At 65.6% G+C, this 21,150-nt stretch carries 20 protein-coding genes and 4 tRNA genes; 13 read left to right on the top strand and 11 right to left on the bottom strand.

Going from position 1 to position 21,150, the window contains the following annotated elements:
* Positions 1-93 precede the first annotated feature (93 nt).
* From J7024_RS16945 to earP, 3 genes are all read right to left on the bottom strand, one after another.
* Positions 94-1,479 (bottom strand): sigma-54-dependent transcriptional regulator, encoded by a 1,386-nt coding sequence (locus J7024_RS16945; RefSeq protein WP_124829248.1) that lies wholly within the window; start codon positions 1,477-1,479, stop codon positions 94-96.
* A 271-nt stretch (positions 1,480-1,750) separates the two neighbouring features.
* Entirely contained in the window at positions 1,751-2,308 is a 558-nt protein-coding gene (efp, locus tag J7024_RS16950; protein WP_034206788.1) for an elongation factor P, read from the bottom strand.
* 139 nt (positions 2,309-2,447) lie between these two features.
* Positions 2,448-3,635, bottom strand: a complete 1,188-nt coding sequence (gene earP / locus J7024_RS16955) for an elongation factor P maturation arginine rhamnosyltransferase EarP (RefSeq protein WP_124829246.1) — start codon at positions 3,633-3,635, stop codon at positions 2,448-2,450.
* A 76-nt stretch (positions 3,636-3,711) separates the two neighbouring features.
* On the opposite strand from earP, the gene uvrC reads away from it, so the two are divergent.
* The 6 genes from uvrC (at position 3,712) to J7024_RS16985 (ending at position 7,100) form a co-directional block, all read left to right on the top strand.
* Positions 3,712-5,766 carry an excinuclease ABC subunit UvrC gene (uvrC, locus tag J7024_RS16960; RefSeq protein ID WP_124829244.1) on the top strand — a complete coding sequence of 685 codons (2,055 nt, stop codon included), beginning with the start codon at positions 3,712-3,714 and terminating at the stop codon, positions 5,764-5,766.
* A 97-nt stretch (positions 5,767-5,863) separates the two neighbouring features.
* A complete protein-coding gene (gene pgsA / locus J7024_RS16965) occupies positions 5,864-6,451 on the top strand; it encodes a CDP-diacylglycerol--glycerol-3-phosphate 3-phosphatidyltransferase (RefSeq protein ID WP_124829242.1) in 588 nt (195 codons plus the stop codon).
* Positions 6,452-6,596: 145 nt separating this feature from the next.
* Positions 6,597-6,672 (top strand) — tRNA-Gly (locus tag J7024_RS16970).
* Between the two features lie 52 nt (positions 6,673-6,724).
* Positions 6,725-6,800 (top strand) — tRNA-Gly (locus tag J7024_RS16975).
* Positions 6,801-6,850: 50 nt separating this feature from the next.
* A tRNA-Gly gene (locus tag J7024_RS16980) sits at positions 6,851-6,926 on the top strand.
* A gap of 100 nt (positions 6,927-7,026) precedes the next feature.
* Positions 7,027-7,100 (top strand) — tRNA-Cys (locus J7024_RS16985).
* Between the two features lie 271 nt (positions 7,101-7,371).
* Here the strand turns inward: J7024_RS16985 and J7024_RS16990 are convergent.
* Together J7024_RS16990 and J7024_RS16995 are read right to left on the bottom strand one after the other, a co-directional pair.
* Positions 7,372-7,920, bottom strand: a complete 549-nt coding sequence (locus tag J7024_RS16990; protein WP_124829171.1) for a GNAT family N-acetyltransferase — start codon at positions 7,918-7,920, stop codon at positions 7,372-7,374.
* A 39-nt stretch (positions 7,921-7,959) separates the two neighbouring features.
* A complete protein-coding gene (locus J7024_RS16995) occupies positions 7,960-8,583 on the bottom strand; it encodes a helix-turn-helix domain-containing protein (protein WP_124829169.1) in 624 nt (207 codons plus the stop codon).
* A gap of 124 nt (positions 8,584-8,707) precedes the next feature.
* On the opposite strand from J7024_RS16995, the gene J7024_RS17000 reads away from it, so the two are divergent.
* Complete coding sequence (locus tag J7024_RS17000) at positions 8,708-8,944, top strand: ParD-like family protein (protein WP_124829167.1); 237 nt, start codon at positions 8,708-8,710, stop codon at positions 8,942-8,944.
* Positions 8,944-9,759: a type I methionyl aminopeptidase gene (gene map / locus J7024_RS17005; RefSeq protein WP_124829165.1), complete on the top strand. Its 816-nt coding sequence runs from the start codon at positions 8,944-8,946 to the stop codon at positions 9,757-9,759. Before J7024_RS17000 ends, map begins: the two co-directional genes overlap by 1 nt.
* Before the next feature lie 110 nt (positions 9,760-9,869).
* On the opposite strand, the gene J7024_RS17010 is transcribed toward map, so the two are convergent.
* Entirely contained in the window at positions 9,870-10,376 is a 507-nt protein-coding gene (locus tag J7024_RS17010) for a GAF domain-containing protein (protein ID WP_124829163.1), read from the bottom strand.
* A 130-nt stretch (positions 10,377-10,506) separates the two neighbouring features.
* Positions 10,507-11,424 carry a LysR family transcriptional regulator gene (locus J7024_RS17015; RefSeq protein WP_124829162.1) on the bottom strand — a complete coding sequence of 306 codons (918 nt, stop codon included), beginning with the start codon at positions 11,422-11,424 and terminating at the stop codon, positions 10,507-10,509.
* Positions 11,425-11,534: 110 nt separating this feature from the next.
* Here J7024_RS17015 and J7024_RS17020 point away from each other — a divergent pair, with 110 nt between their 5' ends.
* Together J7024_RS17020 and J7024_RS17025 are read left to right on the top strand one after the other, a co-directional pair.
* Entirely contained in the window at positions 11,535-12,401 is an 867-nt protein-coding gene (locus J7024_RS17020) for a pirin family protein (RefSeq protein ID WP_124829160.1), read from the top strand.
* A 126-nt stretch (positions 12,402-12,527) separates the two neighbouring features.
* Positions 12,528-13,019 (top strand): GNAT family N-acetyltransferase, encoded by a 492-nt coding sequence (locus tag J7024_RS17025; protein ID WP_124829158.1) that lies wholly within the window; start codon positions 12,528-12,530, stop codon positions 13,017-13,019.
* Between the two features lie 12 nt (positions 13,020-13,031).
* Here J7024_RS17025 and J7024_RS17030 read toward each other — a convergent pair whose 3' ends face one another.
* From J7024_RS17030 to J7024_RS17040, 3 genes are read right to left on the bottom strand one after another with little or no spacing between them, the layout of a single operon-like run.
* Positions 13,032-13,892: a cytochrome c oxidase assembly protein gene (locus J7024_RS17030; protein ID WP_124829156.1), complete on the bottom strand. Its 861-nt coding sequence runs from the start codon at positions 13,890-13,892 to the stop codon at positions 13,032-13,034.
* 10 nt (positions 13,893-13,902) lie between these two features.
* Positions 13,903-14,343 carry a copper chaperone PCu(A)C gene (locus J7024_RS17035; RefSeq protein WP_124829154.1) on the bottom strand — a complete coding sequence of 147 codons (441 nt, stop codon included), beginning with the start codon at positions 14,341-14,343 and terminating at the stop codon, positions 13,903-13,905.
* A gap of 8 nt (positions 14,344-14,351) precedes the next feature.
* On the bottom strand, positions 14,352-14,987 hold the full coding sequence (locus J7024_RS17040) for an SCO family protein (RefSeq protein ID WP_124829152.1): 636 nt from the start codon (positions 14,985-14,987) through the stop codon (positions 14,352-14,354).
* A gap of 283 nt (positions 14,988-15,270) precedes the next feature.
* Between J7024_RS17040 and otsB the strand changes: the two genes are divergently transcribed.
* Positions 15,271-16,023, top strand: a complete 753-nt coding sequence (otsB, locus tag J7024_RS17045; protein ID WP_124829150.1) for a trehalose-phosphatase — start codon at positions 15,271-15,273, stop codon at positions 16,021-16,023.
* On the top strand, positions 16,020-17,399 hold the full coding sequence (otsA, locus tag J7024_RS17050) for an alpha,alpha-trehalose-phosphate synthase (UDP-forming) (protein WP_124829148.1): 1,380 nt from the start codon (positions 16,020-16,022) through the stop codon (positions 17,397-17,399). The genes otsB and otsA overlap by 4 nt, the downstream gene beginning before the upstream one ends.
* Positions 17,400-17,479: 80 nt before the next feature.
* On the opposite strand, the gene J7024_RS17055 is transcribed toward otsA, so the two are convergent.
* The gene (locus J7024_RS17055; RefSeq protein WP_124829146.1) at positions 17,480-19,309 is read right to left on the bottom strand and encodes an ABC transporter ATP-binding protein; all 1,830 of its coding nucleotides are present in this window, start codon (positions 19,307-19,309) and stop codon (positions 17,480-17,482) included.
* A gap of 564 nt (positions 19,310-19,873) precedes the next feature.
* Between J7024_RS17055 and J7024_RS17060 the strand changes: the two genes are divergently transcribed.
* Entirely contained in the window at positions 19,874-20,938 is a 1,065-nt protein-coding gene (locus J7024_RS17060) for a glycosyltransferase family 4 protein (protein WP_124829144.1), read from the top strand.
* The last annotated feature ends 212 nt before the right edge of the window (positions 20,939-21,150 follow it).

Below are 21,150 nucleotides of genomic sequence, written 5' to 3' on the forward strand. Positions count from 1 at the left end.
CGCGGCTTTTTTGTCGGGGCGATCAGTGGGGCGATCCGTTTTCACGCAACTAACCGTCAAATCCGGCCAGCGCCCGCGACAACCGCCGCCCGGTCAGTTGACCTTCATCCGCTGCAGCTTGTTGTACAGCGTCTTGGGGCTGATGCCGAGCAGTGTCGCCGCCCGGTGGCGCGTGCCGCCGACCGCGTCGAGCGTTGCGCGGATCAGCAGATCCTCGACGTCGGACAGCGGGGTGCCGACCTTGATCTGCACGCTGCTGCCGTTCAGCGCGGCACCGGCCGCGAAGCTGGCCTCGCCCGCCCGCAGCGTTTCGATGAAGTCGCCCGAGGCGTCGTAGGCAAAGCGCACACGCTCCTGCAGTTCGCGCACGTTGCCCGGCCATTCGTAGGACAGGCATTCGCGCACGAAGCCCGGCGCCGCACGCTTGTCGGTCGTGCTGCGGCCCGTGGCGCGTGCTTCGCGATTCAGTTCGTCGATCAGCGCATCGGCGATCGCGAGCGCATCGCCGTCGCGCTCGCGCAGCGGCGGCATCGTGATCGACGCTGCATCGAGACGCAGCCACAGATCCTCGCGCAGCGTGCCGTTCGCGACCGCTTCGCGCGCGGGGCGGCGCGTCGTCGCGATCAGCCGGAAGTCGCTGGCGATCGAACTCGTGCCGCCGATCCGCATGAAGTTCTGCGAATCGAGCGCATGCAGCAGCGCTTCCTGCAGCACGAGCGGCAGCGCGGTGATCTCGTCGAGGAACAGCGTGCCGCCGCCGGCCTGTTCGAACAGGCCCGATTCGCGCCGCTCGGCGCCGTCGAACGCGCCGCGCTCATGGCCGAACAGCACGCTGTCGAGCGACGCGCCGTGACGTCCGGCTTGCGCGATCGTGCGGCAGTCGAACGACACGAACGGCCCCTTGCGGCGGCGGCTCAGGTCATGCAGCGTGCGCGCGGCCAGCTTCTTGCCGGTACCGGCTTCGCCTGCGAACAGCACGGCCGTTTCGGTACGCGCGTTGTGCTCGATCATGTCGTACACGTGCTGTATCGGTTCGCTGCGGCCGACGAGGGCGCCGAAGCGGCCGAGGTGGCGCAGCGACGCGCGCAGCGTCTGCACTTCATCGATCAGTTCGTAGGGCCGAGGAATCCGGGCGAGCAGGCTGCGCAGGCGCGGGATGTTGATCGGCTTCAGCAGGTAGTCCCAGATGCCGTGACGCAGGCCTTCGATCGCGCTCTCGACGGTCGCGTTGCCCGTCAGCACGATCACCGGCAGCGAGCCGTTCGGCTGTTGCTGCGGCAGGTGCTGGAGCAGGTCGAATCCGCTGCCGTCCGGCAGGTTCAGGTCGACGAGGACGACATCGGGAATCGAGCGGCCGAGCGCCGTGCGCGCTTCGGCGAGCGACGTGGCCGTGTCGACCGAGAAGCCGTCTGCGGCGAGCAGCGCGGTGAGGCCGGACAGACTGTTGGGATCGTCTTCGACAATCAGGGCGTGTGGCATGGTGAACGCGAGTCGAGTCAAGAGAGGCGGGCTGTCGGCATCGAGCCGGCCGCAGCCGCATGTCAGAATAAAAACTGATTTTATGCCCCGCCGAACGCGTAACGAGCATTATTTCTCCGGCGCTATAAAACAGTTACCGATGATACAAATTGAATATCTTTACCGGTGGCTTTTGTGCTGCTTATGGCGGCAGCGTGCGGCCGCTGTTGGTGCCGGACAAACAAAAAGCGCCCCGAAGGGCGCTTTGTTCGATGCGGAAATCGCAGACCGATTAGGCGCGGCTGCGGTATTCGTTCGTACGCGTATCGATTTCGATCTTGTCGCCGGTGTTGCAGAACAGCGGCACTTGCAGTTCGAAGCCCGTTGCGAGCTTTGCGTTCTTCAGCACCTTGCCCGACGACGTGTCGCCCTTGACGGCCGGTTCCGTGTAGGTGATTTCGCGAACCAGGATCGTCGGCAGTTCGACCGAGATCGCCTTCTCGTTGTAGAACACGACTTCGCAAGCCATGCCGTCTTCGAGGTAGTTCAGCGCTTCGCCCATCATTTCCGCTTCGACTTCGTACTGGTTGTAGTCGGCGTCCATGAACACGTACATCGGGTCGGCGAAGTACGAGTACGTCACTTCCTTGCGGTCGAGCACGACGACGTCGAACTTGTCGTCAGCCTTGTAGACCGATTCCTGGCCTGCGTTCGTCAGCAGGTTCTTCATCTTCATCTTGACGACGGCGGCGTTACGGCCCGACTTGTTGTATTCCGTCTTTGCGATGACCCATGCGTCGCTGCCGATCTGCACGACGTTGCCTACGCGGAGTTCCTGTGCGGTCTTCATAAAAAAACTGTCCTGATCCAATCAAATAAATAGGTGCCTGAGCGTTGCGCAACGGCTGACGGCGCAAGCGGGGGTGCGTTCCGGTGGGCGCCAGGAGCCCAAACGCGAGCGCTTGCATGGTCAGCCGTCGGATAACCGCTTATTTTAACTGAGATTTTGCGTATTCCGCCAGCTTTCCGGCGAGATCGCCGACGCTCGCCAACTCGTCGGCCCAGCGGGCTGCATTCGCGTCGAGCACGGTGCGATGTTGCAGTAAATCGGCCCAATCGGGCGTGCCGGCGCCGTTCCACGCATGCCAGAAGCGTTCCAGCGCCGCGCGTGGCGCGTCGGCGAGGCCTGCCGACACATGCGCGAGCGCAGCGTCGAGTTTCGGCAGATGCGCATCGTCCGCCTGCGGGTAGATGTGCCATACGAACGGCTTGCGGGCCCATTGCGCGCGAACGAACGAGTCCTCGCCGCGCACGAAATTCACGTCGGCCGCCCACAGCAGCGGATCATAGTCTGCCTGCGGGACGAACGCGAGCCCGTACGCGGTCAGGTTGCCGCTGCTCGCGCGTGCGCCGGCGTCGAACGATTCGACCCCGAAGAAGCGCGCAAGCGCGGGCGATATGCGACCGGCCGGCACCAGCGCGACCACGGGCGACGGGCCGTCGCGCCACTGCGCGAACAGCGCGTCGACGGCCGGATTCTCGTACGCGAACAGGCTGACGACTGTCGTGCCGGGCGCGGGCGGCGCGCTGCCGGTCGTACGCTGCCACCATGCGGCGCGTGCCGCGGCATCGGCTTCGAAGACCGCGCGGCGCGCATCGAGATCGCGCTCCTTCAGCACGCCGCCGGTGCCGGCCGACAGTCCTGGAAAGAAGAACGTCTTCAGGAGCGGATAGCGCGGATGCGGCGACGGGCGCAAATGGAAATCGGCGACCCAGTCCTCGGCGCTCAGGTATTCGAGGTTGATCCACACCGGGCGGCGCGCGCGGCGCGCCATCGCCGCGAGATACGCGCCGGGCAGTTCGCACGCGAACGCCTCGATCACGACGTCGGCGATGTCCAGCGCGTCGCCGGCTTCCGCATGCCAGTGTTCGACGACGATGCCGTCGAGCGTCTGGCGCCCGGCATCGGGATCGACCCCCGGCAGCAGGCGCGCGAACGTGCCCAGGTCGTCGATGAAGAGGCGAACCTGCCAGCCGTGCTCGTGAACGAGCTGGCGGGCGAGACGCCAGCACACGCCGATGTCGCCGAAGTTGTCGATCACAGTGCAGAAGAGGTCGCACGCGATCGGTTCGTCGGGCGCGAGCGGCGAAGGAGAGACGGGGGCGGTGCGGGGCATCGAAGCGGGCCGGTGAATGCTCTAAACTGGCGATTCTAATGGACCCGTTCCGCGCCACAAGGTGCCCGGATCACGCATGACATCCCCAGAAGCCGCCGACATCCCGTTCGAACCGAAGAAAATCCTCGCGCAATTGCCGCACATGCCGGGCGTCTACCGCTACTACGACGCGGCGGGCGCCGTGCTCTACGTCGGCAAGGCGCGCGACCTGAAGAAGCGCGTATCGAGCTATTTCACCAAGACGCAGTTGTCGCCGCGCATCGCGATGATGGTCACCCGCATCGCGCGCATCGAGACGACCGTCACGCGCTCGGAGGCCGAGGCGCTGCTGCTCGAGAACAACCTGATCAAGGTGCTCGCGCCGCGCTACAACATCCTGTTTCGCGACGACAAGTCGTATCCGTACCTGAAGCTCACCGCGCATCGTTTCCCGCGCATGGCCTACTACCGCGGCTCGGTCGACAAGCAGAACCAGTATTTCGGGCCGTTCCCGAGCGCGTGGGCGGTACGCGAGAGCATCCAGATCCTGCAGCGTGTGTTCCAGTTGCGCACCTGCGAGGATTCGGTGTTCAACAACCGCACGCGGCCGTGCCTGTTGCACCAGATCGGGCGCTGCACGGCGCCGTGCGTCGGTGCGATCTCGGCGGACGACTACGCGATCGACGTGTCGAACGCCGCGCGCTTCCTGCTCGGCCGGCAGTCGGAAGTGATGAAGGAGCTCGAGCAGAAGATGCACGCGTTCGCGGGCGAGCTGAAGTTCGAGCAGGCGGCGGCCGTGCGCAACCAGATGAGTTCGCTCGCGACGGTGCTGCACCAGCAGGCGATCGAGGTCGGCAGCGACAGCGACGTCGACATCCTGGCGGTCGTCGCGCTGGGCGGCCGCGTGTGCGTGAACCTCGCGATGGTGCGCGGCGGGCGACATCTCGGCGACAAGGCTTATTTCCCGACGCACGTCGAAAGTGCGCTGACGCTTGCCGAAGGCGGCCTCGGTGACGACACCGACGCGCTGGCTGCGGCCGGGGCGCAGCCTGATCTGGCGGCGGAAGACGCGACCGTAGAGGCTGCAGAAGAGGCGGTGGAAGAGGCGGCCGGTACGCGCGGTGCGATCCCGTCGGTGGAGGCCGAGGTGCTCGATGCGTTCATCGCGCAACACTATCTTGGCAATCGCGTGCCGCCCGTGCTGGTCGTCAGCCATGCGCCCGCGAGCCGCGACCTGCTCGAACTGCTGTCCGAACAGGCCGGCCACAAGGTGTCGATGGTGCGGCAGCCGCAGGGGCAGCGGCGCGCGTGGCTGTCGATGGCCGAGCAGAATGCGCGGCTCGCGCTCGCGCGGCTGCTGTCCGAGCAGGGCTCGCAGCAGGCACGTACGCGTGCGCTCGCGGAGACGCTCAGCTTCGAATGCGACGATCTCGCGACGCTGCGGATCGAGTGTTTCGACATCAGCCATACAATGGGCGAGGCGACGCAGGCGTCGTGCGTCGTCTACCACCATCACAAGATGCAGTCGGGCGAGTACCGTCGCTACAACATCACCGGCATCACGCCGGGCGACGATTACGCGGCGATGCGGCAGGTGCTCACGCGCCGCTATGAGAAGATGGTCGAACAGGCTGCGCAGGCGGCCGCTGCCGACGATGCGACCGGCATCGACGGCGAATCGACGCGACAGGCGGAGGCATCGAGCCTGCTGCCGAACATCGTGCTGATCGACGGCGGGAAGGGGCAGGTCGAGATTGCCCGCCAGGTGTTCACGGAGCTCGGGCTCGACACGTCGATGCTGGTTGGCGTCGCGAAAGGCGAGGGGCGCAAGGTTGGCCTCGAGACGCTCGTGTTCGCGGACGGTCGTTCGCCGCTCGAACTCGGCAAGGAAAGCGCCGCGCTGATGCTCGTCGCGCAGATCCGCGACGAGGCGCACCGTTTTGCGATCACCGGGATGCGCGCGAAGCGGGCTAAAGCGCGCCAGACTTCGCGGCTGGAGGAGCTCGAAGGGGTCGGCGCGAAACGCCGGCAGCGGTTGCTCGCGCGGTTCGGCGGGCTGCGCGGCGTCGTTGCGGCCAGCGTCGAGGAACTGGCGAGCGTCGACGGCATCTCGCATGCGCTGGCCGAGCAGATCTACAAGCAGCTTCACTGACAGGCCGTGCGGCCGCCGCCCTTGCGCGCGTTCTGGCGTTCTTGTGGCAGGCCGGTCGACACGGCACAATTGCGAATCCTTTACTGACCCGCATGCCATGCCGTTCAATTTCCCGATTTTCCTGACGTGGGTACGGATCGTGTTGATCCCGCTCGTCGTCGGCGTGTTCTATCTGCCGGACACGGTGATGGGCGGCGCGCACCGCAATATCGCGGCGGCGGCGATCTTCATTCTCGCTGCGCTGACCGACTGGTTCGACGGGTATCTCGCCCGCAAGTGGAACCAGACGTCGTCGTTCGGTGCATTCCTCGATCCGGTCGCGGACAAGCTGATGGTGACGGCGGCGCTGCTGATCCTTGTGCAGATTTCGCGGGTCGACGCGGCGATTGCGTTGGTAATCGTCGGCCGCGAGATCGCGATCTCCGCGTTGCGCGAGTGGATGGCACAGATCGGCGCGTCGAAGAGCGTCGCGGTGAACCAGCTTGGCAAGTTCAAGACCGCATGCCAGATGGTCGCGATCCCGATGCTGCTTTACTACGGCCCGCTGCCGCTCGGCATCGCGACGATCGACACGCGCGTGTGGGGCGAATGGCTGATGTATCTCGCGGCGGTGCTGACGATCTGGTCGATGCTGTACTACATGAAGCTCGCATGGCCGCAGATTCGCGAGCGCGGCGGCGCGTGACGAGGGTGCATACGTTCGATCGCGCAGGTTTTTGGAAAAAGGGCTGGAAAAGCCCTTGACATACGAATGTGCCTTCGACATAATCTCGCTTCTCCGCTGCACGACGATGTAAGTGTGTGACGGGGAAGCAGTAGCGCAGCAATACGCGGGAGTAGCTCAGTTGGTAGAGCGCAACCTTGCCAAGGTTGAGGTCGCGAGTTCGAGACTCGTCTCCCGCTCCAGATTTTTCTGGCAGCGTGTTGTACGGCAAAGCGCTGCAGATGCAGGACACATGCGGGAGTAGCTCAGTTGGTAGAGCGCAACCTTGCCAAGGTTGAGGTCGCGAGTTCGAGACTCGTCTCCCGCTCCAGATTTTCTGGCGGCGTGTTGTACGGCAAGACGCTGCATGTGCAGGACAATGCGGGAGTAGCTCAGTTGGTAGAGCGCAACCTTGCCAAGGTTGAGGTCGCGAGTTCGAGACTCGTCTCCCGCTCCAAGTAATGGGGAAGCCAAGCTTCCCTTTTTATTTGATGGACTGATGGTCCTCGAATAAAAATCTGTCGGTTGTCTTCATGGCATCCGGACAGTCCGCTTTTGGCGCGATAGCAAAGCGGTTATGCAGCGGCCTGCAAAGCCGTTTAGGCCGGTTCGACTCCGGCTCGCGCCTCCAGCAAGAAAAGAAAAGCCCCGCTTCGGCGGGGCTTTTCTTTTTTCTGCGCTTCTACAAGTGCATCTATTCCTTCGGATGCGGCAACGGCACCCGCTCGCACTTCGATGTGCTATTGCCGTCGTCGTTGTAAATCACAAGTAGATACTGGCGCCTGGCGGCGATGCAACAATGCGCTGCGATGGGCTCGATTGATGGCACGTTGTCGCTGCGGGCGGAGTGCTGACAGCGGTGCGGAGCAGCCGTACCGCCCGCGTCGTCGTGACCTTGCCGATCAACCATCCACCGGTTGCGCCGGCGTTTCGAGCCTGAGCTGATAAAACGCCGCATCGAGCCAGCGGCCGAACTTGAAACCCGCTTCGGCGATCGTGCCCGAGTGCGCGAAACCGAGCCGCGTATGCAGCGCGACACTGCCGCCGTTGGTCGCGTCGATGCATCCGACCAGCACGTGCACGCCGGCTTCGCGCGCACGCCGGATCAACTCGCGCAGCAGAAACTCGCCGAGCCCGCGCCCGCGATGGTCGCGATGCACGTAGACGCTGTGTTCGACCGTGTACTTGAACGCGGGGAACGCGCGGAACGTGCCCCAGCTCGCGAAGCCGACCAGCGTGCCCGCTTCATCCACAGCGCCCACGACCGGAAAACCGCCTGCCCGCTTCGTTGCGAACCACGTGGCCATGGCTTCCGGCGGGCGCGGCCGGTAGTCGTACAGCGCGGTCGAGTTCACGATCGCCTCGTTGAGGATCTCGAGGATGGCGGCTGCATGCTCGGCCTCGCTGCAATCGATCAGGCGCACGTCGTCGCGCGGTTTCGGGGAATTCATACGGGCTCCTGGGCCTGTCGGCTGTCAACGAATGGTGGATTACACATTTCGCGCGCCGGTGGCGGCGGATACATCGCAGATCGCAACGACATAACGCGCGGCCTGCGACGACGGGTTGCTGAAAATCAGCGGCTGATCGAGCCGCATGGCCAGACAGTCGCCTTCGTGAAGTTCGTGAAGCTGGTCGCCGAACGTGACGTCGACGCGCCCGTGGACGACCCATACCTGTTGATGCAATGCGCTTTCGCGTCTGCCGCTGTCGTATGCGACGCGTGCGCCAGCCGGGAAATCGACCTCGACGAGTTGAATCGGCGACGGCCAGCCGGGCGGCGACACATTGCGCCGGATATAACCGGACGCCGGATCGCGCCATTCCGTTTGCTGTGCATACCGCACCAGCGGTTGCGCGGGCGTATCGTCGCGATCGCCGCCGAACAGTCCGGCCAATGACACGCCGAGGCCTGCCGCGAGCTTGTCGAGCACGACGGCCGTCGGGCTGGCCGACGCGCGCTCGATGAGCGAGATCATCGAACGACTGACGCCGGAGCGCGCGGCGAGTGCATCGAGCGTGTAGCCTCTCAGGGTGCGCAGGTCGCGCACGCGGCGGCCGATGCGTTCGTTGATGCCGGTATCGTCGGCTGTGGAGGCAGTCGTTTCTCGCATGATGGATTATTTTCCAGCAAGCTGGAATTCGATGTCAACGGGATTCATCGTGGCTGGACGCTTGCCCGGCGGTTATGTCGAGCGTAATATATGAAACGACTACAGTTCGTTTAATTAGGGATATATGGGAATCATCAAGATATCCGAGCACATGCACGAGCGGCTGCGCTCGACCAGCACGGCGTTGAGCCGCTCGATCAACGCGCAGGCGGAGCACTGGCTGCGGGTCGGGATGATGTCGGAACTCAATCCGTCGTTGTCTTACGGCGACATCTGCCGGATGCTGATCGAGGCCGAAACTCGCGGTGGCGATACTGGGCCGACGGAGTCGGTGGTACACGGCATCGAGCAGGTGGCGTAATGGCGAAGCGCGAAATTCCGATCCGCGGCGCTGCGGAAATCGCCAAATCGCGCGAGGCTGCAAAGCTCGCGTCCCAGGTGCTGACGATGATCACCGAGCACGTGAAGCCGGGCGTCACCACCGACGACCTGGACGTACTCTGCCGCGAATACATCATCGATGAGCTCGGTGCGATTCCCGCGAACATCGGCTACCACGGCTACCCGAAGACGCTCTGCACGTCGGTCAACCATGTGGTCTGTCACGGCATCCCGTCGTCGCGGCCGCTGCGCGACGGCGACATCGTGAACCTCGATATCGCGGTGATCAAGGACGGCTGGTTTGGCGATACGAGCCGTATGTACTTCGTCGGCGAGCCGGGCGAACTCGCGCGGCGCCTCGTCGCGGCGACCTATGAGGCGATGCATGCGGGGATTCGCGCGGTTCGTCCGGGCGCGACGCTCGGCGACGTCGGCTACGCGATCCAGCAGGTCGCGCATCGCGAAGGGTTCAGCGTGGTCCGCGAGTACTGCGGCCACGGGATCGGCGACGTGTACCATGACGAGCCGCAGGTGCTGCACTACGGCCGCCCGGGCACCGGCGTGCCGCTGCGGCCGGGGATGATCTTCACGATCGAGCCGATGCTGAATGCGGGCAAGCGCGATACGCGCGTGCTGGCCGACGGCTGGACGGTCGTCACGAAGGACCATTCGCTGTCCGCGCAATGGGAGCACATGGTCGTGGTGACGGAGCAGGGCTTCGAGGTGTTGACGGATGACGTGACGCCGCAAGCGTCCGAGGCGTTTTCCGGCACGCACGCAGCCCGAGACGCGTAGCAGGCCGCGTGAAGCGGCGGTGCAACGAAAAAGGCCCCGAACGGGGCCCTTCTGCATGTGCGGTCGCGCGGCGCCTTCCGCGCGGACAGTCGCGATCGGCAGCGTAACGTTTATTGACGGCGCGCCTTGCCCCATGCGTGTTCGACGAACACGCGGCACAGCGCTTCCATCCCGTTGCGGTCCTCATCGTCGAAACGCGCGGCGACGGGGCTGTCGACGTCCCACACGCCGATCAGCGTGCCGTCGGCCGCGACCAGCGGCACGACGATTTCCGATTCCGACGCGGCGTCGCATGCGATATGGCCCGGGAATGCATGCACGTCGCGCACGACTTGCGTTTCGCGGGTCTGCGCTGCCGTGCCGCACACGCCTTTGCCGAGCGCGATCCGCACGCACGCTGGCTTGCCCTGGAACGGCCCGACCACGAGCTCCGTCCCGTCGAAGAAATAGAAGCCGGCCCAGTTCAGGCGATCGAGCGAGTGATAGACGAGCGCGGAGAAGTTCGCGGCGTTTGCGGTCAGATCGCGTTCCGATTCGACGAGCGCGCGAGCCTGCTCGACGAGCGTCGCATAGAGTTCGGCCTTGGAGGCGTGAGGGTCGTTGGACAGCGTGAACATGGCGGGAATGCAATAAGGGTTGTGAAAAGCGCGATGCGCGTTCCGCAGTCTACGGTACGCACGGCTCGTCTGCAGTGTCCGGTGCGCCATCGTGCGGCAGAAACCGCGGCGCAGACCGGCGCGAAGCCTGTCAATCGGGTTCGAGTTCGGCGAACCGCTCAGCCAGGAAATCAAGTAGCGCGCGCACCGCGGGCAGCAGTCCGCGCCGCGACGCGAACACCGCGTGCACGATCTCGCGGCGCGGCGCCCAGTCGGGCAGCACGGTCGCCAGTTCGCCGCGCGCGACTTCGTCGCGCACCATCATCGTCGGCAACTGCACGACGCCCACGCCTGCAATGGCGGCCGCGCGCAGTGCGAGCATGCCGCCCGTCACGAGGCGCGGCTGGTGGTGGATTTCGGCCTGTGCGCCGTCGGGGCCGCGCAGCCGCCATACGTGCGAGGCTTGCGGCACGCCGTGATCGAGGCTGGGCAGGCGAGTGAGATCGGCGGGCACGGCGGGCACGCCGTGTTCGCGCAGCAATGCGGGGCTTGCGACAAGGCACTGGCCGCGCTCGGCCAGCACGCGCAGCGCGAGATCGCTGTCCTCCAGCGGTGGCGGGCGCACGCGGATCACGACGTCGATCCCTTCGCCGACCACGTCGACGCGCCGGTTGGTCGCCTCCAGATGAATTTCGACGCGCGGGCACGCGACCATGAACGCGGCGATCATCGTGCCGACCAGGGAGTCGAGCAGCACGACCGGGCAACTGACGCGGACGATGCCGCGCGGCTCCTCGTGCAGCAGCGCGATGGCTTCGTCGGCGGCATCCGCCTCGACGAGCATCGCGCGACAATGCGCGTAGTAGGTCTGGCCGACGTCGGTGACCGTGAAGCGGCGCGTGGAACGCTGGATCAGCCGCATCCCGAGCCGCGCCTCGAGCAGCGCGATACGGCGGCTCAGTTTCGATTTCGGCATGTTCAGCGCACGTCCGGCCGGCGCGAAGCCGCCGTGCTCGACGACTTGCACGAAGTAATAAAGATCGTTCAGATCCCGGTCGTTATCGTTCATGAAATAGAACGCTGAGTGCGATTTTGTCAGTCTACCGGATCGATCGTTCCATCTCTATATTCCTACTTAGGATGCGAAACACGTGTTTCGCCGCAATTCGGAGAAGGCAAATGAAGAAGATCCAGGGTGTCTACAGTGCGCCGCGCGGCCATTGGGTCGGTGACGGTTTCCCGGTGCGTTCGATGTTCAGCTATCAGTCTCACGGTGCGCACCTGAGCCCGTTCCTGCTGCTCGACTATGCGGGTCCGGCGAGCTTCGAGCCGGCTTCGGCACCGCGCGGGGTGGGCCAGCACCCGCACCGCGGCTTCGAAACGGTGACGATCGTCTATGACGGCGAAGTCGCACACCGCGACTCGACCGGCGCGGGCGGCACGATCGGCCCGGGCGACGTGCAATGGATGACGGCCGGGAGCGGGATCCTGCACGAGGAATTCCACTCCGAAGCGTTCACGAAGCAGGGCGGTCCGCTCGAGATGGTGCAGTTGTGGGTGAACCTGCCCGCCGCCGACAAGATGAATGCGCCCGGCTATCAGACGATTCTGGACGCCGACATTCCTGTGGTCGAACTGCCGGACGGCGCGGGTCGCGCGCGGATCATCGCGGGCGAATTCGAGGGGCGGCGCGGGCCGGCTCGCACGCATACGCCGATCGACGTGTGGGACGTGCGGCTTGCAGCAGGCGGTCGCGTGCGGTTCCCGATCGCTGAAGGGCGTACGCTCGCGGTGGTCGTGCTGAGCGGCACGTTGCTGGTGAACGGCGAGACGGTCGCCCGCGAAGCGCAGTTCGTGCAACTGAGCCGTGACGGCCGCGACGTCGAGCTCGAAGCGAACGGCGACGCCAAGCTGCTGATCCTGAGCGGCGAGCCGATCGATGAACCGGTCGTCGGTTACGGGCCGTTCGTGATGAACTCGCAAGAGGAAATCCGGACCGCAATCGACGATTTCAACAGCGGTCGCTTCGGCCAGATGCCGGCATGACGGGCAGGCCCCGCGCAATGCGGGGCCTTTTCATGCATGAAAGCGGCGGTCGTGTGCCGAGTGCGCTTCGAGGCATAATCGAGAGTTGTTCGCGCGCCGGCCGGCGCGCCCGAATCTGGACCGACCATGAACGCTTCCGCACCTGCCGCATCCCCGCGCGCCATCGATCTCGACTGGCGCTGGAAATCCTTCGACGCGCTGACGGCGCGCGAAGTCTATTCGATCCTCGACGCGCGCAGCGCCGTGTTCGTCGTCGAGCAGAACTGCGTGTATCGCGACATCGACGATGCGGACCAGGCTGCGTGGCATCTGGCTGCGTACGATGCGCAAGGGCGCGTTGCCTGCTACCTGCGCGTGCTGGTGCCGGATGCGCAGAACACCGACGTACGGATCGGCCGCGTGCTGACGACCGCGCCGTTTCGCGGTGCGGGCCTCGGCAACGCGCTGCTGTCGCGCGCGCTCGAGCACATCCGTGCGCAATGGCCGGATACGCAAGTGAGCCTGCATGCGCAGGCCCATTTGCAGCGTTTCTACGGGGCATTCGGCTTTGCGCCGAACTCGGACGTGCACGACGAGGACGGCATTCCGCACGTGTGGATGACCAGCGCGCGAGTCTGACGCGCCGCGCCGTCAGTGGGCGGTGCGCGTCACCGACGGGCGCGCGGCAGCCTGCTCGTCGATCAAACGGCCGCGTGCCGACAGCCGCATCCAGTGTCGCAGCGCGATCAGCGCACCGATCACGCTCATCATCGAACCGGGAATCCAGAGCAGCAGGCCGCCGATCTGCTGGTCGCGCAGCGGGCTCAACCACGTGAACGCGCGTCCGCAGATCGAGTAGATCGGATACAGCTCGTGCGGCGTGAAGAAGATCAGCGCGCCGAGCGCGATCTGCGGCGGGATGGCCGCGACGACGATCAGGATCCGGCGGCCCGGCGACAGCCGCGCGGGCGGCGCGGGGCGCGGATCCACGACGAGCCACCAGAACAGCAGCCCGTCGATCACCATGCTCCAGTTCATCACGCGATACAGACGCCAGTCGAGCATCGCGACGAAGTGGATCGGCGACAGCAGCCAGAAATAGATCAGCCCGACGAACAGCACGACCGCTACGACCGGATGGAACACCACGTCGAGCGTCGCGCGCACGGGCGCCCACGCGAGGGCGGGACGCACGAAGCGCTGTCGCCAGCGAAACGGAATGCCCGCGCGGATCGCCGCGCCAGGGTAGGCGAGCGCGATGAAGAACGGCCCGAGATGGTGCAGCACGAGGTGCTGCGCGCGGTGCATGAAGAATTCGTGCTCGAAGAAATAATCGAGCCGCGTATGCAGCGCGATGTAGAGCGCCGTCAGCCCGAACCAGAATGAGAATTGCCGCAGCGGCGTCACTTTCGCTTTTTTCACGCCGCGCGCGAACAGCACGGCGGCCGTCAGCACCGCGATGACCACGGTCGGCGACGGTTCCCACGGATCGAGCCAGTACAGGACGTTCATCGCGCGCGCATCACTTCGCCTGGGCCGGCGACTTCACGGCGAACGGCGTGTCGACGGTCTCGCCATCGGAGAACTTCAGGCGCAGGTGCACGGTGTCGCCCGGCTTGATCGTGTGCTTCGGTTCCTCGAGCATGAAGTGATAGCCGCCCGGCGCGATGTCGACCTTGCCGCGTGCGGGGATCGTCAGCTTGTCGACCATTTCCATCTTCTGCGTCGAGCCGTTCGACACGGTCTGGTGCAGCATCGCCATCCCGTAGTCGGGGCTGTCGACGTCGACGAGATCGACCGGCTTGTCGCTCGTGTTGACGAGCGTCACGTAGCCGCCCGCAGGCAACTGGTTCGGCAGCCAGCGCACCCATGCATTCTGCGCGGTGATCCCGCCGGCGGCATAGGCGTGCGCGCCGGTACACAGTGCGGCGAGGAGGGCGAACGTCTTGAGGGTCGTCTTCATGTCGAAATTCAGGTGGCGGAGGCAGTGTCGATGATCCGGCGCACATCGGCGGCGATGGCGTCGGGCGAATCGCGGCCGGTCGCGAGCAGGCGCGCGCGGCCGTTTGCGTCGAAGATGTAGACGGCCGAGCTGTGCGTGACTTCGTAGCCGCCGGACGGATCGCGCTTTTCCATCTGGTATGCGACGCGATAGCGCTTCGCGAGCGATTCGATCTGGCCGTCGGTGCCGGTCAGTCCGCGTGCGTGTGCAGCGTCGAATGCGGCGACGTACGACTGCATTGCCTGCGGCGTGTCGCGCGCCGGATCGACCGAGACAAACAGGATGCGCACGTCGTTGGCCTGCGGGCCGAGTTTCGCGAGCACTTCCATCAGTCGCGCCATCGTTTCGGGGCAGACGTCCGGACAGTGCGTGTAGCCGAAGTACACGAGCGCGACGCGGCCGCGAAATGCGTCGGCGTGGATCGGGCGACCGTCGCCGCCGGTCAGCGTGAACGACAGGTCGGGCAGGTGGCCGGTGACGTTGGTCAGGTGCCAGTTCGGCTCGTCATGCGTGCATGCGGCGAGCGCGACGGTGGTGGCCAGCGCCGCGGCCGTGCGGATGAAGCGGTTGAAGCGCCGGGGCGGCGCGGAACGGGCAGACGACATCCTGGGGCTCGATCGGATGGAACGGTCGTCGGCCGGCGCAGCGCCATGCGTCGCACCGGCCGACGGTTGCCGACTGTAGCGCAATTCCCGCGCCTGCGTCCTTTCGAAACCCATACGGGCGGGCAAGCGGGGCAATATGTCGCAGTTGACGCGGCGAGCGGCGCAAGGCCGGCAGTGCAGCGGTTTCGCCCATCTCGGTACTCAGGCGCGGTAAGATGCGCACAATTTCATTCGCGCAGCGGCGGCCCGGCGTTTGCTGGTCGTCCCTCAGACTATCGAATCGATGCAATCCGTTCCGGCTTCCCTGTCCCTGACCGATACCGCGTTCTTCTTCGACTTCGACGGCACGCTCGTCGAGCTGGCACCGACGCCCGACAGCATCCATGTGCCGCCGTCACTGCTGACGCTGCTCGATGAACTGCGGCGCCGCTCGCACGGCGCGGTCGCGATCGTGTCGGGTCGCGGTATCGACAACCTCGACACGTTCCTGAACATGTCCGGCCTGCCGATCGCTGGCCTGCACGGCGCCGAGCGGCGCGACGCGAACGGCGACACGCAGCGCATCGGCTTCAACGACGAACGGCTGCTGCGCATCGAGCGCGAGCTGGCGTCCGTCGTCGACCGTCACCCGGGCATGCTGCTCGAAATCAAGGGGGCGGCCGTCGCGCTGCACTACCGCAATGCGCCCGAGCGCGAGCCGGTGGCACGCGAAGCGGCCGAGCGCCTCGTTGCCGAATATGCCGATGCGTACGTGCTGCAGCCCGGCAAGATGGTGTTCGAGATCAAGCCGAAAGGCGTCGACAAGGGCCGTGCGCTGGCCGCCTTTCTCGACGAGCCGCCGTTCGCGGGTCGCGTGCCGCTGTTCGCGGGCGACGACCTGACCGACGAGAAAGGCTTCGCGGTGGTCAACGCGCGCGGCGGCCTGTCGATCAAGATCGGCGCGGGCGAGACGTCGGCCCGGACGCGGCTCGACTCGGTCGACGCGCTGCACGCGCAGATCGCGCGCTGGCTCGACGCGGAGCAGCCGGGCGCATGAGCCGACTCATCATCGTTTCAAACCGCGTCGCCCCGATTTCGGAAGGCGAACCGGCGGCGGGCGGCCTCGCGATCGGCGTCTACGACGCCCTGAAGGAGACGGGCGGCATGTGGTTCGGCTGGAGCGGCGAGGTGGTCGCGTCCGGGGCGCCCCAGATCCGCATCGAGGAGCGCGGGCCCGTGACGTTCGCGACCGTCGGTTTGTCTCGCCGCGATTACGACCAGTATTACCGCGGCTTCTCGAACGCGACGCTGTGGCCGGCCTTCCACTATCGCGCGGACCTGATCCAGTACGATCGCCACGAATTCGACGGCTACAGCCGCGTGAATGTCTGGCTTGCGCAGCAGCTCGTGCCGCTGCTGCAGGACGACGACGTGATCTGGGTGCACGACTATCACCTGATCCCGTTCGCGCGTGCGCTGCGGGCCGCCGGCGTGAAGAACCGCATCGGCTTTTTCCTGCATATCCCGTTTCCGGCCGCGCAAGTGCTCGTCAACGTGCCGCCGCATCGCGAGCTCGTCGAATCGCTGTGCGCGTTCGACCTGCTCGGCTTTCAGACCGAGCCCGACCTGCGCGCATTCTGCGATTACGTCGAGTTCGAGGCGGGGGGCGAAGTGGCGCGCGAAGGGCGCACGGTGCGCGTGAGCGCGTTCGGCAAGACGCTGCGGGCGGCAGCCTATCCGATCGGCGTGTATCCGGACGAGATCGCGTCGCTTGCGCAGGCGGGCGAGCATGGCAAGGCGGTGCGCACGCTGGCGACGTCGCTGCGCGGGCGCCAGCTGATCATGAGCGTCGACCGGCTCGACTATTCGAAGGGGCTCGTCGAGCGGTTCCGCGCGTTCGAAAAGTTGCTGGAACACCAGACGTCGATTCGCAACCGCGTGTCGTTCCTGCAGATCGCGCCATCGACGCGCGCCGACCTGCGCGCGTACCAGGACATCCGCCTGCAGCTCGAAGCGGAGTCGGGCCGCATCAACGGACGCTATGCGGAGCTCGACTGGGCGCCGATCCTCTACATTCACCGCCAGTACGACCGGCAGGTGCTTGCCGCGCTGTACCGGCTGGCGCGGGTGGGGTTCGTCACGCCGTTGCGCGACGGGATGAACCTCGTCGCGAAGGAGTATGTGTCCGCGCAGAATCCGGACGATCCGGGCGTGCTCGTGCTGTCGCGCTTCGCGGGTGCCGCGCGCGAGCTGACGGGCGCGCTGATCGTCAATCCGATCGATATCGGCGGGATGGCCGATGCGTTGTCGCAGGCGCTGACGATGCCGCTCACCGAGCGGCGGGCACGTTACGCGGACATGATCGCGCAGTTGCGCGAGAACAACGTGTCGGTGTGGCGCGACAACTTCTTGCGCGACCTGCAGCACGTGTAGCCGGCACGCTGCGTGACGGGAGGAAAAAAGCCGCCGTGCGTCGAGCACGGCGGCTTTTTTATCGGATGTACGCCGCGACGTCAGGCCGCGCGTTCGCCGGTCGGAGTGGTGCCGTCGGGGGCGTGATGACGGCCGTGCTGCTTCGCGAGCAGGTCGCGGTACAGGCCCGGACGATTGCGCAGCACGTCGGGGTTGCCGTCGTCGATCACCTTGCCGTTACTCATGACGATGATCCGGTCGAAATTGCGCAGCGTCGACAGCCGGTGCGCGATCGCGATCACCGTGCGGCCGACCATCAGGCGGTCGAGCGCGGCCTGGATCGCTTCTTCCGACGCGCTGTCGAGCGCCGACGTCGCTTCGTCGAGCAGCAGGATCGGCGCGTCTTTCAGGATCGCGCGCGCGATCGCGATGCGCTGGCGCTGGCCGCCCGACAGCTTCACGCCGCGGTCGCCGACGATCGTGTCGTAGCCTTCCGGCATCGCCTCGATGAACTCCGAGCAGCGCGCGTCGCGCGCGGCGGCAAGCACTTCCTCGCGGGTCGCCTCGGGGCGGCCGTACGCGATGTTGTCGTAGATCGTCCGGTGCAGCAGCGAGATATCCTGCGGCACGAGCGCGATCGCGTGGCGCAGGCTGTCCTGCGTGATGCCCTTCACGTCCTGCCCGTCGACCTTCACGGCGCCGTCCTGCGTGTCGTAGAAGCGTTGCAGCAGTGCCAGCACGGTCGACTTGCCGGCGCCCGACTTGCCGATCAGGCCGACGCGCTGGCCCGGTTCGATATGCAGGTCGAAGTGATCGAGGATCGCGCGGCGGTGCGGGTACGCGAACGTCACGCGTTCGAAATCGACGCGCCCGCCCTTGGCCGCCAGCGGCTGCGCGTCGGAGCGGTCCGGCATTCCGTGCGGCTCGAGCAGCGTCTTCACGGCTTCGGACAGGCGTGCCACGTGCTGCGTGACGTCGACCAGCGCGACCGCGAGATCGCGCGTGCCGTGCAGGATCGTGAAGCCGAGCGAGCTGACGAGCACGATGTCGCCGGAGGTCGCGCGGCCCTGGTCCCACAGCCACAGCGCCCAGCCGAGCAGGCCGGCCGACAGCATCGCGGTGATCACCGCGTGCAGCAGGCGCAGTTTCTCGAGATAGAGCAGGCTTTGCTGGCGCGCGTCCATCTCGGCCTTGACCGTCGCGCCGAAACGCTTCTGTTCGCGCAGCGTCATCCCGAACGCGCGGACGAGGCCCATGTTGCCGATCACGTCGACGAGCTCGCCGTCGACCGCGGCCGCCTTCGACGCGAATGCGTGATGGCGTGCGGAGCCGCGCCCGGCGAGCTTGAACAGCACGACGGCGAGCACGGCCGAGCAGCCGAGCAGGCCGGCGGCCATCAACGGGTTCACGACGATGATCATCAGGATCGCTCCCATCACCGCGATGCACGGTGGCAGCACGTTCCACGCCATCGTGTTCTCGGACGTATAGACGGCGTTCGACGTGGCGGTGATGCGGCTCGCGAGCGTGCCCGGCTGCTTTTCCGAGTAGTAGGTCGGCGAATGGCCGCTCAGGTACTGGAACAGGTCCCGCCGCAGGTCGCCGGTGACCGCGACGAAGGTGTGCGCGGCGACCCAGCCGCCGACGCGCCACAACAGATTGTCGGCCGCGATCAGCCCGACGAGCAGCGCGAAGGCGCTCCACAGCGGGCCCGGATGATGGCGCCCGGCCGCGAGCACGTCGATCAGGTGCTTGATCGCGTATTGCGAGCCGAGCGCGCAGCCGACGGCGGCCAGCACGCTGCAGAGCACGATGAGGTGCGCGACGGGATGCAGGCGGATGTAGCGGAACAGGAACGCGATCGGCCGATGCGCGTAGCTCGACAGCTTCGCATTATGGGCGTTGCGCTGGGCAGGGGTGAGAGATTCCAAAATATGCGTGCGGTGATTCGGTGATTGAGCGTGGCGGCTGGATCGCAGCCGGCGATCGCCCGGACTGAATAATCCGGCATTGTAAACAAGGCCGTGCATTGCGCATGCGCGAATCTTGCCTTGGTCAGGGGCGTGCGATCAATTTTGAGATAAAATCCGGCATCCGTCCTGCCGTGTACGCCGGAATCGCATGCCGACAGCGACGAGATGACTCGGAGCGCCAAAAGGGCCTTCCACTCTAGAACGGACACCCAAGTCCGCGGGTTGCAAAGTGTTGCACCTTTGTAACAAAGTAAAGTGTTTGAAATGTTGTGCGCCGTCTCGGGATTAACCCTAGATAATCGGCTCCGGGTTCGATTCCAGGTTTTTTACGAACCCCTGTCAACGGGTCTTCGTTTCAAACGTTCTATGCCTGTCGCGTCGCCGACGCTCCTTGAGCAGCGCGGGTTTCGACGCTCCCGGCAGGCTGATTCGTCTGATGGTCGGACGAAATGCATCCAGCCCGGACTGCCGGCAGGTTGCCGACCCATACCTGGTTTTTAGCCGATTTTTTAGGAGTTACGCATGCGAATCGCCCAAATCGCTCCGTTGCACGAAGCGGTTCCCCCGAAGCTGTACGGTGGTACCGAGCGAGTGGTGTCTTATCTGACCGAAGCACTTGTCGAGATGGGGCATGACGTCACGCTCTTCGCGAGCGGCGATTCGCAAACTTCCGCGAAGCTCGAAGCGTGCTGGCCGCAGGCACTGCGCCTCGACCCGACGATCCGCGACGTGATGGCACCGCACATGCTGCTCCTCGAGCAGGTGCGCCGCCGCGCGGAAGAGTTCGACGTCCTGCACTGCCACATCGACTACTACCCGTTCTCGCTGTTCTCGCGCCAGCCGGTCCCGCATCTGACGACGATGCACGGCCGTCTCGACCTGCCGGAACTGCAGCCGATCTTCAACGCTTTCAGCGACGTGCCGGTCGTGTCGATCTCCGACAACCAGCGCATCCCGCTGCCGCAGGCGAACTGGCTGTCGACCGTCTATCACGGCCTGCCGGAAAACCTGCTGACGCCGATCCCGAACGTGAAGCCGAGCTACCTCGCGTTCCTCGGCCGCATCTCGCCGGAAAAGCGCGTCGACACGGCCATCCGCATCGCGGAGCAGGCCGGCCTGCCGATCAAGATCGCCGCGAAGCTCGACAAGGCTGACCGCGCGTACTACGAAGAGAAGATCAAGCCGCTGTTCGCGCTGCCGCACGTCGAGTACATCGGCGAAATCAGCGAGTCGGAAAAGACCGAATTCCTGGGAAATGCGCATGCGCTGCTGTTCCCGATCGACTGGCCGGAGCCTTTCGGTCTGGTGATGATCGAAGCGATGGCATGCGGCACGCCGGTGATCGCGTTCAAGCGCGGCTCGGTGCCGGAAGTGATCGACAACGGCGTGTCGGGCTTCGTCGTCGAAGACGAGCTGTCGGCCGTCGCGGCGCTCAAGCGCCTCGATATGCTGCCGCGCGAGAAGGTTCGCGCTGCGTTCGAAGCACGTTTCTCGTCGAAGGTGATGGCGCAGAACTACGTGAAAGGCTACGAAGAACTGCTGCGCCAGAAGCGCCGCACGGTGCTGCGCGAAGTCAACGCAAGCTGATGCCGGACTGCCGGCCGCGGAGGTGCGCGGCCGTCACCGACGCCCCGTCCGGGTTTCCGGCGGGGCGTTGTCACATCTGCGGCGCGGATCTGTTGTATTCTCGCCGCGCCCGGCGCCACGAACGGCCCCGGAAGCGGTCCTGCACGCCATCCCGCCGTCTGTCCAGACGGTAATGTCCCTATAATGGCCGTGCCGTGAAATCCGGCCCCCCG

The sequence above is a fragment of the Burkholderia sp. WTPI3 genome, from assembly GCF_021483755.1.
Lineage (GTDB): Bacteria > Pseudomonadota > Gammaproteobacteria > Burkholderiales > Burkholderiaceae > Burkholderia.

What these genes read in the sequence shown, in the direction of transcription:
- J7024_RS16945 (WP_124829248.1), bottom strand. Translation starts at nt 1,479, where the DNA reads ATGCCACACGCCCTGATTGTCGAAGACGATCCCAACAGTCTGTCCGGC.
- efp (WP_034206788.1), bottom strand. Translation starts at nt 2,308, where the DNA reads ATGAAGACCGCACAGGAACTCCGCGTAGGCAACGTCGTGCAGATCGGC.
- earP (WP_124829246.1), bottom strand. Translation starts at nt 3,635, where the DNA reads ATGCCCCGCACCGCCCCCGTCTCTCCTTCGCCGCTCGCGCCCGACGAA.
- uvrC (WP_124829244.1), top strand. Translation starts at nt 3,712, where the DNA reads ATGACATCCCCAGAAGCCGCCGACATCCCGTTCGAACCGAAGAAAATC.
- pgsA (WP_124829242.1), top strand. Translation starts at nt 5,864, where the DNA reads ATGCCGTTCAATTTCCCGATTTTCCTGACGTGGGTACGGATCGTGTTG.
- J7024_RS16990 (WP_124829171.1), bottom strand. Translation starts at nt 7,920, where the DNA reads ATGAATTCCCCGAAACCGCGCGACGACGTGCGCCTGATCGATTGCAGC.
- J7024_RS16995 (WP_124829169.1), bottom strand. Translation starts at nt 8,583, where the DNA reads ATGCGAGAAACGACTGCCTCCACAGCCGACGATACCGGCATCAACGAA.
- J7024_RS17000 (WP_124829167.1), top strand. Translation starts at nt 8,708, where the DNA reads ATGGGAATCATCAAGATATCCGAGCACATGCACGAGCGGCTGCGCTCG.
- map (WP_124829165.1), top strand. Translation starts at nt 8,944, where the DNA reads ATGGCGAAGCGCGAAATTCCGATCCGCGGCGCTGCGGAAATCGCCAAA.
- J7024_RS17010 (WP_124829163.1), bottom strand. Translation starts at nt 10,376, where the DNA reads ATGTTCACGCTGTCCAACGACCCTCACGCCTCCAAGGCCGAACTCTAT.
- J7024_RS17015 (WP_124829162.1), bottom strand. Translation starts at nt 11,424, where the DNA reads ATGAACGATAACGACCGGGATCTGAACGATCTTTATTACTTCGTGCAA.
- J7024_RS17020 (WP_124829160.1), top strand. Translation starts at nt 11,535, where the DNA reads ATGAAGAAGATCCAGGGTGTCTACAGTGCGCCGCGCGGCCATTGGGTC.
- J7024_RS17025 (WP_124829158.1), top strand. Translation starts at nt 12,528, where the DNA reads ATGAACGCTTCCGCACCTGCCGCATCCCCGCGCGCCATCGATCTCGAC.
- J7024_RS17030 (WP_124829156.1), bottom strand. Translation starts at nt 13,892, where the DNA reads ATGAACGTCCTGTACTGGCTCGATCCGTGGGAACCGTCGCCGACCGTG.
- J7024_RS17035 (WP_124829154.1), bottom strand. Translation starts at nt 14,343, where the DNA reads ATGAAGACGACCCTCAAGACGTTCGCCCTCCTCGCCGCACTGTGTACC.
- J7024_RS17040 (WP_124829152.1), bottom strand. Translation starts at nt 14,987, where the DNA reads ATGTCGTCTGCCCGTTCCGCGCCGCCCCGGCGCTTCAACCGCTTCATC.
- otsB (WP_124829150.1), top strand. Translation starts at nt 15,271, where the DNA reads ATGCAATCCGTTCCGGCTTCCCTGTCCCTGACCGATACCGCGTTCTTC.
- otsA (WP_124829148.1), top strand. Translation starts at nt 16,020, where the DNA reads ATGAGCCGACTCATCATCGTTTCAAACCGCGTCGCCCCGATTTCGGAA.
- J7024_RS17060 (WP_124829144.1), top strand. Translation starts at nt 19,874, where the DNA reads ATGCGAATCGCCCAAATCGCTCCGTTGCACGAAGCGGTTCCCCCGAAG.